This window comes from Natronorubrum halobium (assembly GCF_051351675.1).
In the GTDB taxonomy this organism is placed as follows: domain Archaea; phylum Halobacteriota; class Halobacteria; order Halobacteriales; family Natrialbaceae; genus Natronorubrum.
Genome location: NZ_CP195595.1, coordinates 990,695 through 1,004,986, shown reverse-complemented (window position 1 = coordinate 1,004,986; position 14,292 = coordinate 990,695). Strand labels below are relative to the sequence as shown.

Sequence of the window (14,292 nt, the reverse complement as noted above, 5' to 3'; positions counted from 1 at the left end):
CATCTTGGTCGCGCCTTCCGACTTAAATGTTTGACCGAAAGTTCAAAAGAGAAGAGGAGGTAATTTGCTGACGTGAACTTCGTAATTGGACGCGGTGACGACCTCGAGAACGGCCCCGTCGGACGGTTGGGTGCCTATCGGGCCCGCGACGGGAGCGAGGGGGCGACGCTCCATCTGGACTTCGACGGGCCGCACGCGATGTTGATCGTCGGCAAGCGGGGCTACGGGAAGTCCTACACGATGGGCGTCCTCGCGGAGGGACTCGCTCGGGCCGAGGGCGTCGCACCGGTGATCGTCGACCCGATGGGCGTCTTCGACACGCTCGCGGAGTCGACCCCCGGTGCGGGCGTCCCCGCGACGGTGATCGACGAGCCGGCTGTAACACCGACCTCGCTCGATCCCAGTTCGTGGTGTGCGCTGCTCGGTCTCTCGCCGGAGAGCGGAGCCGGTGGTCTCGTCTGGCAGGCCGCACAGGCGGCATCGACGCTCGACGAAATGGAAGACCACGTCGAAGCCACCGACGCGCCGACGGCCGACAAACGAGCCGCGGGCAATCATCTACGGCTCGCCGACGCGTGGGGAGTCTTCGACCCCGACGGGATCGACGCGGCCGAACTCGGCAGTTCCGAGGTGACGATCGTCGACGTCTCGGGACTCGAGTCCGCGCCGATGAACGCCGTCTGCCGCGGTGTCGCGGAAGCGCTGTATCGCGCACGCGTCACCGAGACGATCGATCGGCTCCCCTGGCTGCTCCTCGACGAGGCCCACACGTTCTTCGACGGCGTGGCGGAACCGGCCCTCCGAACGATCCTTACGCGCGGCCGCGCACCCGGTGTGAGTCTCGTCTCGGCGACACAGCGGCCGAGCGCCGTCCCGGAGGTCGGCATCTCCCAGTCGGACGTCCTGATCTCCCATCGGCTGACCTCTCAGGCGGACCTCGGCGCACTTCAGACCGCCCAGCCGACGTACATGAACTTCTCGCTGTCGGACGCGGACCGCCTCCCGGAGGCTCCCGGCGAGGTCGTCATCGTCGACGACGCGACGGAGACGATCCACTCGGCGCAGGTCCGTCCGCGTGACACCCCACACGGTGGTGACAGTCCACGGGCGAGCGATGTCGTCGCGGACGACTGATACCAGACCCCGGTCGACGCCACTGATTTCGACGGATCGATCGGTCCATCGAGGTTGATGTTTAAATACGATGAGTCAGCCAAGAGCGACATGAGCGATATCGAGCGGATCGATCAGCGACTATCCGCGGTCGAGCGTGCGGTCGTCGACGGCGACGTCGAACTCGACCAGCTCGCCGATCTCGCCTCGGTCATCGAGGACGTCGAACGCCTCGAGACAAGACTCGAGGAACACGAACGGCGACTCGCGGAGCTGGAGGGAACCGTCGATGCGGTCAACGGTCTCGTCGGAAACGTCGAGACGGTCAACGAGGGCGTCGAGCGCCAGGCCGATGCGGCCATCGCCGCCGTCGATCGACTCGAGTACCGGATCGACGAACTCGAGCGATCGCTCGCGAAGCGAGAGCGTCACGACGCCGGTCGAGCCGTCGGCGACGACACCAGTGATCATACGGGAACGGAACCACCTGCGCTGGATACCGCTGGTGGCGACGAGCAGGCGACCAGATCGGGCCACACGCTGGGAGCCAGCACGAGTGGGTCTCGTTCGGCAAGCCTCGTGACGACCGAGACCTCGACGAGCGACGCGCCGTTCGGGAAGGCCGGTGACGTGGAAGCAACGGCCGAAACGCTCCTCGAGTCACCGGAAGACGGGACGGAAGCGGACGACGCTGACGGCACTTCGCCCGGCAGACCGGCCGTCCAGCAGGCGATCGAGAGACGACTGTCCGGGTCGAACGACGCAGCCGACGAATCCAGTTCGGACGGAACGTCCGGATCGGACGACGAACCGAGCGAGCCGTCGACCGACAGGGACGACGACTCGAACGGACTGTTCACCTCACTCCGCGCCAAACTCTCGTGATCCGATACGTCCTCGCCGTCATGCTGACGATCGCACTCCTCGCCATTTCGGTCCCCGCCATCGACAGGGGGGCGACGATGAACAGCGAGCGCCAGGTCGACGCGAGTCTGGCGGAGATCGACGACGAGGCGGCCTCGCTGATCGCAAACGAGGAGGTGACACCCGACGGTCACCCCGATCCCCAGCGCGTCGTCGAGGTGACGCTCCCCCGGAGCACGCTGACGACCGAGGGAGTCGATCACTTCGAACTGGTCCCCCACGAGAACGGGAGTTACACGCACGCTCGGTACGTCCTCGAGGACGGCACCACGCGAGAGGAGGTGATCGGCGAGGAGATCGTCTGGAACGATCCCGAGGGGAACGAAACGACCGAGTTAGGCGGAACCGGTGACCAGCGCCTCGCGCTCGTGCTGCTGGAAGACGAGGATGGAGATCCGATAGTCGTTGCCCGATATGTATAATTTTAAACCAGAACACGCTGCCAGTACCGATATGTCTCAGGATGGGGTCGCGAGCTCCCTTCGATCCGTTCTCGACGAACTCGGACTCGGATCGCTTCTCGGCGATAGCGAGCCAACGGGGCCGTGTACGTGTAGTATCTCCTTCGAAGACGAGGTGTTGGCGGTCGACGCGAGCGACTGCGACGGCGACCTCGCGAGCGCAGCGGAGTGTCGGCACACCGTCGTCGACGCGCTCACCGACCGCGAAGCGACGGGCATCCTCACTCGATCGAACGGTATCGAACGACGGTACGGTGATCGAGGCGTCGAACTGCTCGGCGCGGCCGGCCGGTTCGTCGAACTGCTCGGCGAGCGCGACGAGCGACTCGCCGACGCCGCCGCGCGCAATCCCCTCGAGGTCGCTGCGGAACTCGAGACACAGATCGGTCCGGTCGCGGACATCGCCGTCGAGTCCGGACTCACGGACGCTGCGATCGGAATCGAGCGGTACGAATCGGTGCTGACGTCGACCGTCGGCCTCACCATCGGACACTACTTCGTCGATCAGCGGATCGACGACGACGTGCGACTCGAGGACGTCGAGACGCTCGAGACCGGGAGCGAAGCGCGCATCTACACGCGGTCGGACGGCGTTCCGCTGTACGTCCTCGACGTCGTCGACAGAACGCTCTCGGAAACGGAACGGGAGCACCTCATCGAGGGCTACGAGGCCATCGCGGAGGGGTACGTCGAGGGCGACCGGGCGGCCTCGCGTGCGATCGAGTACGCGACCGACGAACCGGCCGATCCGTTGCTGACCAGGGTGCTCTCGAAGCATACGAGCGGGTACGGCATCCTCGAGGACCTGTTCGCGGACGATCGGGTGACGGACGTCTACGTGACCTCACCGGTGTCCCAGAATCCGATCCGACTCGTCGTCGATGGGGAGTCGATGACGACGAACGTCCACCTGACGGCGGACGGCGCGCGGGCGCTCGCGTCTCGCGTCCGTCGGACCAGCGGACGGGCGTTCTCGCGGGCGAACCCGACGGTCGACGCGATGGCCGCCCTCGAGAACGGGACCGGCGTCCGCGTCGCTGGCGTTACGGATCCGGTCGCGGAGGGAGTCGCGTTCGCCTTCCGAGAGGAGGCCGACGACAGGTTCACGCTCCCCGGTCTCGTCGCGAACGGGACCATGCCGGCGGCGGTCGCCGCCTTTCTCTCGGTCGCCATCGAGCGCAATGCGGCCGCACTGATCGCCGGCACACGAGGCTCGGGGAAAACGACCCTACTCGGAACCTTGCTGTACGAACTGACGCCCGATACTCGAACCGTTCTGATCGAGGACACGCCAGAACTCCCGGTCGATCCGCTGCAGTCGGTCGATCGAGACGTACAGGCGCTCCGAACCGGAACCGGTGACGGACCGGAAATATCGCCCGAACAAGCGCTCAAGACGGCACTCCGCCTCGGAGACGGCGCGCTCGTCGTCGGGGAGATCCGAGGCGAGGAGGCGCGCGTCCTTTACGAGGCGATGCGTGTCGGTGCGAACGCGAACGCCGTGCTCGGAACGATCCACGGCGACGGCGCGGACGAGGTCTACGAGCGCGTCGTCTCCGACCTCAAGGTCGAGCCGTCGTCGTTCGGAGCGACGGATCTCGTCGTAACCGTTCAGGCGTACCGAACCCCGAACGGCCGCGAGCGCCGAGTCGCGAGAATCGAGGAGGTCATCACCAGCGGCGACGATATCTGGTTCGAGTCGCTGTACGAACTCGACGACGACGGCCGAGCCGTCGCGACCGGACGAATCGACCGCGGTGAGAGTCGGATCGTCGATCGGCTCACCGGACCGGCCGAGGAGTACGCATCGGTCCGGCAGGCGATCGTGGAGCGGACGGAGTTGCTCTCGAGACTCGCCGCCGACGGGCGGACGAGTCCGCGCGAAGTAGCCGCGGTGTACGCCGACCGGGGGACGGAGTGATCGACCGATGACGCTGTCGACGGCACTCATTCGAAATCTGGCCGCGCTGTACCCCTACGACGTCGACGGGAGCGACGACCTCGTCGAATCGCTCTCGTTCATCGACTCGCCACACGACGACGAGACGGTCATTCGAGCGGGGTACGGAGCCGGCATCGTCGGCGCTCTGATCCCGTTACCACTGTTAGTAACCTCGGCACCGCTCACGTTCGTCCTGTTTTTCGTGCTCGTCACGCCCGTCGCGGCGATTCACGGGATCCACTCGGTGCCGCATCTGCAGGCGGCGTTCCGCCGGACGGAGGCGCTCGGCGACACGCCGAACCTCGTCGGCCGAGCCGTGTTGCGGATGCAGGTCCAGCCGGCCCTCGAGAGCGCCGTGCGATTCGCTGCCGAGACCGGACGGGGGCCGCTGTCGACCAGTCTCGACGGCCACATCGATCGGTCGATGGGAACTGCGGACACGGGGCTGCTGTCGTTCGCGGAGGAGTGGGCAGAGTGGTTCCCCGCGTTGCGGCGGTCGTCACACCTGCTCGCGACCGCCCAGGACGCACCGGAGGGCGAACGAGCACGGACGCTCGACCGAGCACTTTCGGCCGTGCTCACCGGCACCCGGAACCAAATGGCGGACTTCACCGCCACCATTCGCGCGCCGACGACCGCGCTGTTCGCCTTCGGGATCATGATTCCGCTGGCGCTGATCGCGCTCGTCCCCGCCGTGCCGATGGTCGGCTTCTCGGTCAACATCTGGATTTTCGTCCTGCTGTACAACGTCGTCCTCCCCGCAGTTCTCGTCGCCGCGAGTGTCTGGCTACTCGTCCGTCGCCCGGTCGCGTTCCCGCCACCGAAAGTCAGCCACGATCACCCCGACGTTCCCGACCGGCTCTGGATGCGGGGGCTGTGGGGTGTACTCGCGGGCGTCAGCGGATACGCGATCACGGCTACGTTCGGTCCCGCCCATCTGGCGCCGATCATCGGCATCGGACTCGGCCTCGGGGCCGGCTTGCTCGCGATCTTCGGACCGATCCTCGAGGTACGGAACTACGTCCGTGACGTCGAAGAACACCTCACCGACGCGCTCTACATCGTCGGCCGGCAGGTCGCCGAGGGCGAGTCCGTCGAGTCGGCGATCGAACTCGCGGCCGAACGCGTTCCCGCCGAGACGGGCGCGGTCTTCGAGCACGCCTCCGGTGTCCAGCGACGCCTTCACGCGGGCGTCGAAGCGGCGTTCCTCGGCGAGTACGGTGCGCTCAGAGACGTCCCCAGTCCTCGAGCCCGCGGGACGGCGGCGCTGCTCGCGATCGCCGCCGACGAGGGGAAACCCGCGGGCCGGGCGATCGTCTCGATGGCCGACCACCTCGAGGAACTCGACGAGGTCGAGGCCAAGACGAAACGGAGTCTGGAGCAGGTGACGGGGACACTCGACAATACGGCGGCCTACTTCGGACCGCTGGTGGCCGGCGCGACGGTCGCGATGGCCGCGATGATGTCCAGCGAAGACATGGTCGGGACGGCAGACCTCGATGCGGCCGCCTTTCCCGCCGAATCGCTCGCTATCGTCGTCGGCGTCTATCTCATCACGCTGTGTTTCATCCTGGTTCCGCTCTCGATCGCCCTTCGGTACGGGATGGATCGCGCCCTCTTCGGCTATCACATCGGCCGAGCGCTCGTCGCCTCGATGGCCCTGTACGGGTTTTCCGTTACAGTCATCGAGATGGCGCTGTGAAGCGAGGAGGCTGAAAACGGACCCGACGAATTCACACTCGAGGTGGACGACGGACGGTTCGAGCGAGGAACGGACGCCTCGTCCGTACTGCTCTCAGTTGAGCTTCGGTTCCTGTACTGGGATCCGATACCTACAGCAGGTTTTGCTTGAATACCTAACACTTACAAACTCGTAGAAATGTTATCAGATAACGTCAGTATCTTTGTCCGGTATCCCGTGTAATTTATAAAGTTCTGGATTTTCGTATTGTTCAGAAGATTTAATATAATATAGTATAGACACGAAGTTGAAGTGGTGGGGACTGAATGAAACGCGTAACCCAGACAGAGAGCTGTGATGAGTGTGGTGGACGTCTTCGCACGACGGAGAACGAAGTGGTCTGTGAGGAATGCGGACTCGTCGTCGGCGAAGACAGTATCGATCGAGGCCCGGAGTGGCGACACCTCGAGAACGGAGACAACCGACGCCGAACCGGCGCGCCGCTCGAGCGCTCGCGCCACGACAGGGGCCTGTCGACCAGAATCGGGTTCGGGACGGGAACGGAGGTGACCGGCGAGCGCCAGCGACAGCTGGTCCGCATGCGTCGCCAACACAACCGAGCTCGGTTCTCGTCGAAGGCGGAGCGAAACAAGGCCTACGGATTCACCGAGATCCGTCGACTCGTGTCCTCGCTGTCGTTGCCGACGCCGGTCCGCGAACAATCGTGTACGCTGTTCGAGTCGGCCCAGCACGAGGACCTCCTCTGTGGGCGCTCGCTCGAGGGGTTCTCGGCGGCGACGGTGTACGCGACCTGTCGCGTCCAGTCGATCGCACGGACGATGGACGAGGTCGTCACGCAGGCGCGTGCGAACAAGAGCGAGCTCAAGGCGGCCTACGACGCGCTCAATCGAGAACTCGGCCTGCCGATCGGTCCGATTTCACCGGTCGAGTACCTGCCACGGTACACGTCGGAACTCGAGCTTCAGGCGGACATCGAGAGCCGTGCCCGGGAGTACGCGACGTGGCTACGCGAGAGCGGACGGATCGGCGGGAAGAACCCCAGCGGTGTCGCGGCCGCCTGTCTCTATCGGGCGGCCTACGACCACGGCGTCGACGTCACGCAGACCGAAGTCGCCGATCTGGCGAACGTCTCGCGGATGACGATTCGGTCGACGGCTACCGAGTTGAAGAAGTACCGATAACACGGTTCGACGACGCCCAGACCAGCGACTTCTTCCGAGATCGATGTGACGTGATTGAGACTCCTCGGGCGACGTCGTCGACGGTCAGCCGACAGCGTGGTCGACGATCGCTAGTCGTCGGAGCCGCGTCGCGCTCGAGTGCGACCCAACGGCGGTGTACAGGTTGAAAAAGGAGGGCGCACCAATCCCGATATGATTGCCATCGCCGGTGCGAAAGGCGGGTGTGGGAAGACGATCACGACGCTCGGCCTCGCGGAGGGCTTTGCGCGAACCGGAATGCCAGCTATCGCGATCGACGCCGATCGGCAGCTACCGAATTTGCACGTGACCGGTGGCGTCGACCGCGAGCCGACGCTCGCGGCGCTCACGTCCGAGGCCGACGTCCGATCGGTCGCGCAAGTGAGCCCACGGACGTCGCGTGCCGGTATCGTTCCCGCGCCGGAACCGTCCGAGAAACTCGACGTCGAGTCGGTGCTGGGTCGACTCGAGGCCGACTCGATACAGACGGTCGTCGACTGCCCGTCGGGGGCGGGACCCGACGTCGTCGAACCGCTGTCGGCGGCCGACGGTGTGATCGTCGTCACGACGGACAGTGACCGGAGCCTGACGGCCGCCGAAACGACGGTCGAGATGGCCCGTCGTCTCGGCGTGCGGGTGCTCGGGACGGTGGTGAACAGCTGCGAGGAGGTCCCTTCGGAGGTCGAATCGTGGGTCGACGTACCGGTACTCGGCGTCGTCCCGGAGGCGGAGTCACCGCTGACGGACGAGGACACCACGGCCGCCTACGAGGCTATCGTCGAGACGTTACAGACGCGAAACGCCACCGACCGGACGCCACCGGCGTACGACGACGAGCTGTTACCGACGGGCATCGACGCCCTCGATCGGCGACTCGGCGGTGGGCTGGCGCCCGGCTCCGTCGTGGCGCTGACCGCCGAGCCGGCCAGCCAGTCCGAGCAACTGCTTTACGAGGCGACGGCACCCCGTGGAACGCTGTATCTCACGACCGAGCGGTCGGCGACGAACGTCCGGCGGGCGCTCGAAACCACGCCCGTCGAGACCGGGAATCCGACGATCCGTCACGTCGACGGGACGGACGTTCTCGAGGAAGCCGGCGAGATTATCGGGAAGCTGCCGGACGGCGCCACGCTCGTGGTCGACCTCGCGGACGTGCTGGAACGGCACGATCGACGGGCGTACGTCTCGTTTCTGAACGACCTCAAAGACCGGATGGTCGAAACCGACAGTGTCGCCCTGTTGCACTGTCTGTGCGGTCCCGATCGACCCGAAAACCGAACGACGACGATCCACGCGACCGACGCCGTCTTCGACCTGCAGACGGACGATTCGGGCGTCGGAACGGCCGTCGAACACTACCTCTCGGTCCCCAAGTTCCGGTCCGATAGCACGTTCACCGAGACGATCGAACTCAGGTTCGACGGCGTCGAGTCGATGCCGCTCGAGACGAATCAGAACACGGATTGAGCGCACGAAAAACGAGATCGATCCGAACGACCAGTCACGGGACGGGATCGAGTCGGCACGAGTGAGGGAGACGGCGTAACGACCGTCAGAGAACACCGATACGACCGGAGAGGCGCTTCTCGCAGCGTTCGATCGAGTGAGCGACGGCTTCGAAGGCGTCGATCGCGTCGCAGTCGGGGCGGGCGTCGCGGACCGGCTGCCACCGTGCCATCGCGTCGTCGACGGCCGAGCGTTCCTCGATCACCGCAGTCGGGGCACCGAGTTCCCGTTCGACGCGAGTCGCGAGGTGATCGGTCTCGTCGGCTGCGGCCCGGTTGAGAACGATCGACGCAATCGGCGTGTCGAGTTCGAGCGCGATCTCTCGGGTCCGTAGCGCATCGACGATCGCCGCTTCGGTCGGCGTGGTGACCAGCACCGCGACGTGGGCACACTGGAGCTGGATGCCGACGTCGCGTGCCAGTCCCGCCGGACAGTCGATGACGACGCGGCTGCACTCCCGCTCGAGTCGATCGACGACCCGTCCGAGGTCGGTCAGGTTCGACGCGCGAGCGCCGGCGAGCGTTCGGCCGCAGGGCAGAATTCGAATCGAGCCGAACGACTCGACGGCCTCGAGCGGATCCGCACGGTCCGCGAGGACGTCGTGCAGGTCGGGCCCGTGGCCGCGGGGAAGATCCGCCGTCGCGAGATCCGCGTCGACGACGACGGCGTCGAGTTCCCGCGCGAGGTTCAACGAGACGGTTGATTTACCGACGCCACCTTTCCCGCCACTGACCGCGACGATCATGGTCCCCGTGTGAGAACGTCGGGGGTCGGGGCCCATCCGTCTAGCGCGGCGAGCACTTCGTCCGACGTCGCGGTCGTCGCTTCGGAGACGCGAGACACCTCGAGAACCTCGATCGGCGGCTCCGTCGGCGAGGCCGGACTCGCGAAGCCGACGCCGCGACGGCGTCCCGGTTCGACAGTTCCCTCCCAGACGCCGCCGTCCCACTCGGGTGCCGTGACGCCGTCGCGACGTGGCGGCCACGTCGGGCCGTCGAGTCGGCTCTCGAGACGGACCGTCTGTGGGGTCGTCCGCGTGTTCGCGACGGTCACCGTCACGAACGTCACCCCGTCCCGGCGATCAGTTTCCCAGTCGACCTCGACCATACCCGTATTTTCGGGCCTGCTATCGTATAAAGTTCAACACGATTACGTCGGAACCGCCGATCGGATCGCGGTTGCCGTTCGCTCGAAATACTCACGAGAGAGCGTATAAAACTCGGTTCTGAGTTACAATTGATCGCAAAGCCTCGAAACGGTTATCCCCCTCGGTAGTGGACTCCCGGGCATATGATTCAGGTCGCGATCAACGGCTACGGCACGATCGGGAAACGCGTCGCAGACGCCGTCCGGGAACAGCCGGATATGGAGGTCCTCGGCGTCGCCAAGACGCGGCCGAACTTCGAGGCCGAGACGGCCGTCGGGAAGGGGTACCCGCTCTACGCCGCTATCGAGGAACGCGCCGACCAGTTCGGGGAGGCCGGCCTCGAGATCGCCGGTCCCGTCGAGGACCTGGTCGACGACGCGGACATCGTCGTCGACGCGACGCCCTCGGGAATCGGCGCGAAGAACAAGGAGCTGTACGAGGAGTACGATACTCCGGCGCTCTACCAGGGTGGCGAGGACGCAGACCTCGTCGACGTCAGCTTCAACGCGCGCTCGAACTTCGAGGACGCCGTCGACGCCGACCACGTCCGCGTCGTCTCCTGTAACACGACCGGCCTCTCGCGGGTTCTCGCGCCGCTTCGCGAGGCCTACGGCGTCGAGAAGGTTCGCGCGACGCTCGTCCGTCGCGGCGGCGACCCCGGCCAGACCTCCCGCGGCCCGATCAACGATATCCTGCCGAACCCGGTCTCCATCCCCTCCCACCACGGCCCCGACGTCGAGACCATCTTCGACGACCTCGACATCGACACCCTCGGGATGAAGGTGCCCGCGACGCTGATGCACATGCACAGCCTGAACGTCACCCTGGAGGAGGAAGTCGACGCCAGCGAGGTTCGCGACCGCTTCGCCGACGAGTCCCGACTGTTCCTGATCCCCGAGCGGATGGACATCGACGGCAGCGGGAAACTCAAGGAGTACGCCCACGATTCGGGTCGCCCGCGCGGCGACATCTGGGAGAACTGCATCTGGGAGGAGTCCATCTCGACCGTCGGGACGGATCTCTATCTCTTCCAGGGGATCCACCAGGAGAGCGACGTCGTGCCGGAGAACGTCGACGCCATTCGAGCGGTGCTCGGCGCGGCCGACGCCGACGAGAGTATCGAAACGACCGACGAGACGATGGGCATCGGCCTCTAGACCGGTCGTCTCGGGAGAGAGATCCGGGCACAGCGATCCCCCCGCTTTCTTCGAGTTCGGTCACCTCGAACAACTAGCGACGACAGAAAGTTTTTGCCTTGCGGTCTACTACGCATTCGCATGCGCCGAGACGACCGCGACGAACCCTTCGACGACCTGTTCCGCGAGATTGAACGCATGATGAACGAAATGATGAACGGAGCCGACGCGAACGTCGACTTCAACTCCTCCGGCGTCGACAACGGCTTCGGGATGGACACCCACGTCGACATCCACGAAACCGACGAGGAGATACGCGTCGTCGCCGACCTCCCCGGCGTCGAAAAGGAGAACATCGAACTCGAGTGCGACGGCAAGACGTTGACCATCTCCGCCTCGAGCGACCACCGCGAGTACGACGAACGCGTCTCCCTGCCCCAGCGCGTCAACGAACACACGGCCTCCGCGACCTACAACAACGGCGTCCTCGAGGTCGTCTTCGACCTCGCGGAACAGTCGTCGGGAATCAGCCTCGAGTAATCGGCGGTCGCGGTCGCAGTGACAGTCGCAGTCGCTTGGTTTTTACCGTCTATCGGCCGTCCTACGGATAGCGGCCGCGAGTCGATCGTAGAATCCCGGTTCGTACTTCGTCTCCTCGTCGATCGTCGGCCGCGCGTTCGTCTCGTTGACCACCAGTCTGTCGTCGGTCTCGAGCAGATCGACGCCGAGAAACGGGATCTCGAGTTCGGCCGCGACGGATTCGGCCAACTCGCGCCGCGGTTCGGGAAGGTCGACACCGGTCGCCTCCGCACCGCGGTGGACGTTGTGTTTCCACTGGCCCTCCGCGACCGCGTCGTCGGAGAGGCGACGCTCGACCGCACCGACGTACTCGCCCTCGAGGATCATCACCCGGTAGTCGGTCGCGTCGGGCAGATACTCCTGAACGAGGAATGATCGATCCCCCGTCGCCTTGTAGTCGTGGACCAGCGAGAGGTAGTCACAGATCCCCAGAAACGAGTCGAGGTCGTGGGCCTTCGCGACGCCGACGCCGCGGGTCGTCGAGTTCGGTTTGACGACGACCGGCGGCTCGAACCGCTCGAAAACCGCGGTCAACTCGGATTCGCCGACGTCGTTCGAGACGTACACCGTTCTCGGAACCGGCAGGTCCGCCTGCACGAGACGCGCGATCACCTCGGCCTTGTTCCGCGAGGTCAACACCGTCTCGTGGTCGTTGAGCCACGGCACCTCGAGCAGCGCGTCGGCGACCCCGCCCTCCATCAGTCGGCCGGGATAGACGTAGCCGACATCGTACTCGTCGGGCGACCACGGCGCGTCCTCACCCAACGGTACCACGCGCTCGCTCGCGGGCACGTGATGGACCCGTATCCCCCGCTCGGCCAGCGGCTCTCGCATCCGCTGGAACGTCTCCTGATCGTTGGCGACCGCGAGATCGATCATACTGGAAAGTCGGGAGTAAAGAGGTAAAAAGGTGCTCGAGACGGTCGTTCGAACGAGAACGCAGTGGCCGGGAGTGGAGTTTCGCGCAAACTGCGCGAAACCCACGACCCGGGGGAGGGCAGGCAAGTGCCCAGCTACTGACCGCGAGTGAGGCCGAAGGCCGAGCGAGCGGGCCGACGACTGATGTGGAGAACGCTATGCGTTCGAAACGGAAGGAGGAGTGCTTTTAATCGAATTTTTGCCGAGGGACATCGCGGCCGCGGTCCGCCGCGGCCGCGATAGACCGCAGAGCAAAACTTCGTTATGCGATCAACTGCTCTTCGCCCTTCTCGACGACGATACGGCACGGCGGCGAGATCTTGTTGTAGGCGCGTCGGAGCGCGTCCTTGGCGAACGCGGCGTCGTCGACGTCACACCAGATCGTGAAGATACGCTCGCCGGCGCCCATTCGCGCGGCGGTGCCGACGATCTTCCCGAAGGACTGGCGCATCCCGTCGGAGACACGGTCCGCACCCGCACCCGTCGCCTGCTTGTTCTCTCGGATGACCTGGTGGGGGAACTTCCGGAGGATCATCTTGTAGTTGCCCTCACCGGCGTTTTTCAGCATGTGACGGTTGGCCGAGAGGCGCGAGGCCTCGAGGCTCCCGTGGCGGATCTGCACTTCTTCCTCGGTGACGAGGCTGATCTGGACGGGGTAGTCCTCAGCGTCGGCGCTGACGTCGCCCATCTTGTGCTGTGCGATTTTCGAACCCGGGATGCCGGTGATGTATTCACGGCGCGTGTAGGCCGGCTTATCGATTTCCCGGTACATTGAGGCAGGCTTGTCTGACATGGTTGTGATTACTTACGAAAACGCAGGCCTACCGTGCGGATAAAGGCTTCGAACCACGCGCTGGGACGGGCGTCGAGACGCGAGCGGACGAGGCGGACCGACTACTGCCATCGACACCGGGACCGGGCCAGGCGGGACTATCGACTCGAGAACCGGCGATCGACTGGCGCAGTGGCCGGAAACGGGTCTCAGGGCTATCAACGATCGGCAAGACCCACTCGAGGAGTTACAATCGATCGGCGTCCAGCGGGGATCGAGACCCGCGGCTACCACGAAGACACCGACAACACGGCACACTCGGCGACAGAATATCGGCTCAGTTGGCGAGGACGTATTCGTCGTTGCGCTTCTCGACGAGGTCCGCACTCGAGAGCGAGCTGAGGACGCTCAGGATCGAGATCTTCTTCATCGTGAGGATCTGGCCCAGTTCGTCGGCGCTCGCCCCACCCGTCGCTTCGATGTAGAGATAGACGAGTTTCCCCTGTGGGGACTCGATTTCGGTCGGAAGCTGGCTGATTTCGTTAGGGGCGTGAGTCTGTTCTATCATCGTATCTACACCAACGCCGAACTACTGTATAAATCTGTGGTAGGTAGAATACATATCGACTAGCGAGTATTATTGTGATTATATCTATTGATGTGCAGTAGGACGAACGGGATTCGGATCCAGTGGAATGCGAATCAGCCGCAAAGACGGGTTAACAGACCGGACAAACACGGCCACAGTAACTGTCACTGTTCGATACGAATCGAATCAACACGCGTTCGAACTGGTTCGAACCACGAGTATCGTCGATCAGCGCGGCGATAACCAATAGGGTTAATTATGATTGTTCGACTCGCCGGAACTGTTTAATGAATATTAATATTGC

General features: G+C 64.7%; 14 protein-coding genes. 9 read left to right on the top strand and 5 right to left on the bottom strand.

Annotation, left to right across the window (positions count from 1 at the left end):
• Positions 1-72: 72 nt before the first annotated feature.
• The 7 genes from ACSFC7_RS04915 (at position 73) to ACSFC7_RS04885 (ending at position 8,808) form a co-directional block, all read left to right on the top strand.
• The gene (locus ACSFC7_RS04915; RefSeq protein ID WP_436346639.1) at positions 73-1,134 is read left to right on the top strand and encodes an ATP-binding protein; all 1,062 of its coding nucleotides are present in this window, start codon (positions 73-75) and stop codon (positions 1,132-1,134) included.
• 90 nt (positions 1,135-1,224) lie between these two features.
• Positions 1,225-1,998: a DUF7310 family coiled-coil domain-containing protein gene (locus ACSFC7_RS04910; RefSeq protein ID WP_436346638.1), complete on the top strand. Its 774-nt coding sequence runs from the start codon at positions 1,225-1,227 to the stop codon at positions 1,996-1,998.
• Complete coding sequence (locus ACSFC7_RS04905) at positions 1,995-2,459, top strand: DUF7311 family protein (protein WP_436346637.1); 465 nt, start codon at positions 1,995-1,997, stop codon at positions 2,457-2,459. The genes ACSFC7_RS04910 and ACSFC7_RS04905 overlap by 4 nt, the downstream gene beginning before the upstream one ends.
• Before the next feature lie 31 nt (positions 2,460-2,490).
• On the top strand, positions 2,491-4,419 hold the full coding sequence (locus ACSFC7_RS04900; protein ID WP_436346636.1) for an ATPase, T2SS/T4P/T4SS family: 1,929 nt from the start codon (positions 2,491-2,493) through the stop codon (positions 4,417-4,419).
• Between the two features lie 7 nt (positions 4,420-4,426).
• Entirely contained in the window at positions 4,427-6,142 is a 1,716-nt protein-coding gene (locus tag ACSFC7_RS04895) for a secretion system protein (protein WP_436346635.1), read from the top strand.
• 305 nt (positions 6,143-6,447) lie between these two features.
• Entirely contained in the window at positions 6,448-7,323 is an 876-nt protein-coding gene (locus ACSFC7_RS04890) for a transcription initiation factor IIB (protein ID WP_436346634.1), read from the top strand.
• A gap of 192 nt (positions 7,324-7,515) precedes the next feature.
• Positions 7,516-8,808, top strand: a complete 1,293-nt coding sequence (locus tag ACSFC7_RS04885) for a DUF7125 family protein (protein WP_436346633.1) — start codon at positions 7,516-7,518, stop codon at positions 8,806-8,808.
• Between the two features lie 85 nt (positions 8,809-8,893).
• Here ACSFC7_RS04885 and ACSFC7_RS04880 read toward each other — a convergent pair whose 3' ends face one another.
• Positions 8,894-9,592, bottom strand: coding sequence for a MinD/ParA family ATP-binding protein (locus tag ACSFC7_RS04880; RefSeq protein WP_436346632.1), 699 nt, complete (start codon positions 9,590-9,592; stop codon positions 8,894-8,896).
• A complete protein-coding gene (locus tag ACSFC7_RS04875; protein WP_436346631.1) occupies positions 9,589-9,954 on the bottom strand; it encodes a DUF7857 domain-containing protein in 366 nt (121 codons plus the stop codon). Before ACSFC7_RS04875 ends, ACSFC7_RS04880 begins: the two co-directional genes overlap by 4 nt.
• Before the next feature lie 183 nt (positions 9,955-10,137).
• Between ACSFC7_RS04875 and ACSFC7_RS04870 the strand changes: the two genes are divergently transcribed.
• Both ACSFC7_RS04870 and ACSFC7_RS04865 read left to right on the top strand, forming a co-directional pair.
• Positions 10,138-11,151 (top strand): type II glyceraldehyde-3-phosphate dehydrogenase, encoded by a 1,014-nt coding sequence (locus tag ACSFC7_RS04870; RefSeq protein ID WP_436346630.1) that lies wholly within the window; start codon positions 10,138-10,140, stop codon positions 11,149-11,151.
• A 120-nt stretch (positions 11,152-11,271) separates the two neighbouring features.
• A complete protein-coding gene (locus tag ACSFC7_RS04865; protein ID WP_436346629.1) occupies positions 11,272-11,670 on the top strand; it encodes an Hsp20/alpha crystallin family protein in 399 nt (132 codons plus the stop codon).
• A 42-nt stretch (positions 11,671-11,712) separates the two neighbouring features.
• Here the strand turns inward: ACSFC7_RS04865 and ACSFC7_RS04860 are convergent, their stop codons facing one another.
• From ACSFC7_RS04860 to ACSFC7_RS04850, 3 genes are all read right to left on the bottom strand, one after another.
• Positions 11,713-12,588, bottom strand: coding sequence for an ATP-grasp domain-containing protein (locus ACSFC7_RS04860; RefSeq protein ID WP_436346628.1), 876 nt, complete (start codon positions 12,586-12,588; stop codon positions 11,713-11,715).
• Positions 12,589-12,889: 301 nt separating this feature from the next.
• Positions 12,890-13,420, bottom strand: a complete 531-nt coding sequence (locus ACSFC7_RS04855) for a 50S ribosomal protein L16 (protein ID WP_436346627.1) — start codon at positions 13,418-13,420, stop codon at positions 12,890-12,892.
• A gap of 316 nt (positions 13,421-13,736) precedes the next feature.
• On the bottom strand, positions 13,737-13,967 hold the full coding sequence (locus ACSFC7_RS04850; protein WP_436346626.1) for a MarR family transcriptional regulator: 231 nt from the start codon (positions 13,965-13,967) through the stop codon (positions 13,737-13,739).
• Between the last annotated feature and the right edge of the window lie 325 nt (positions 13,968-14,292).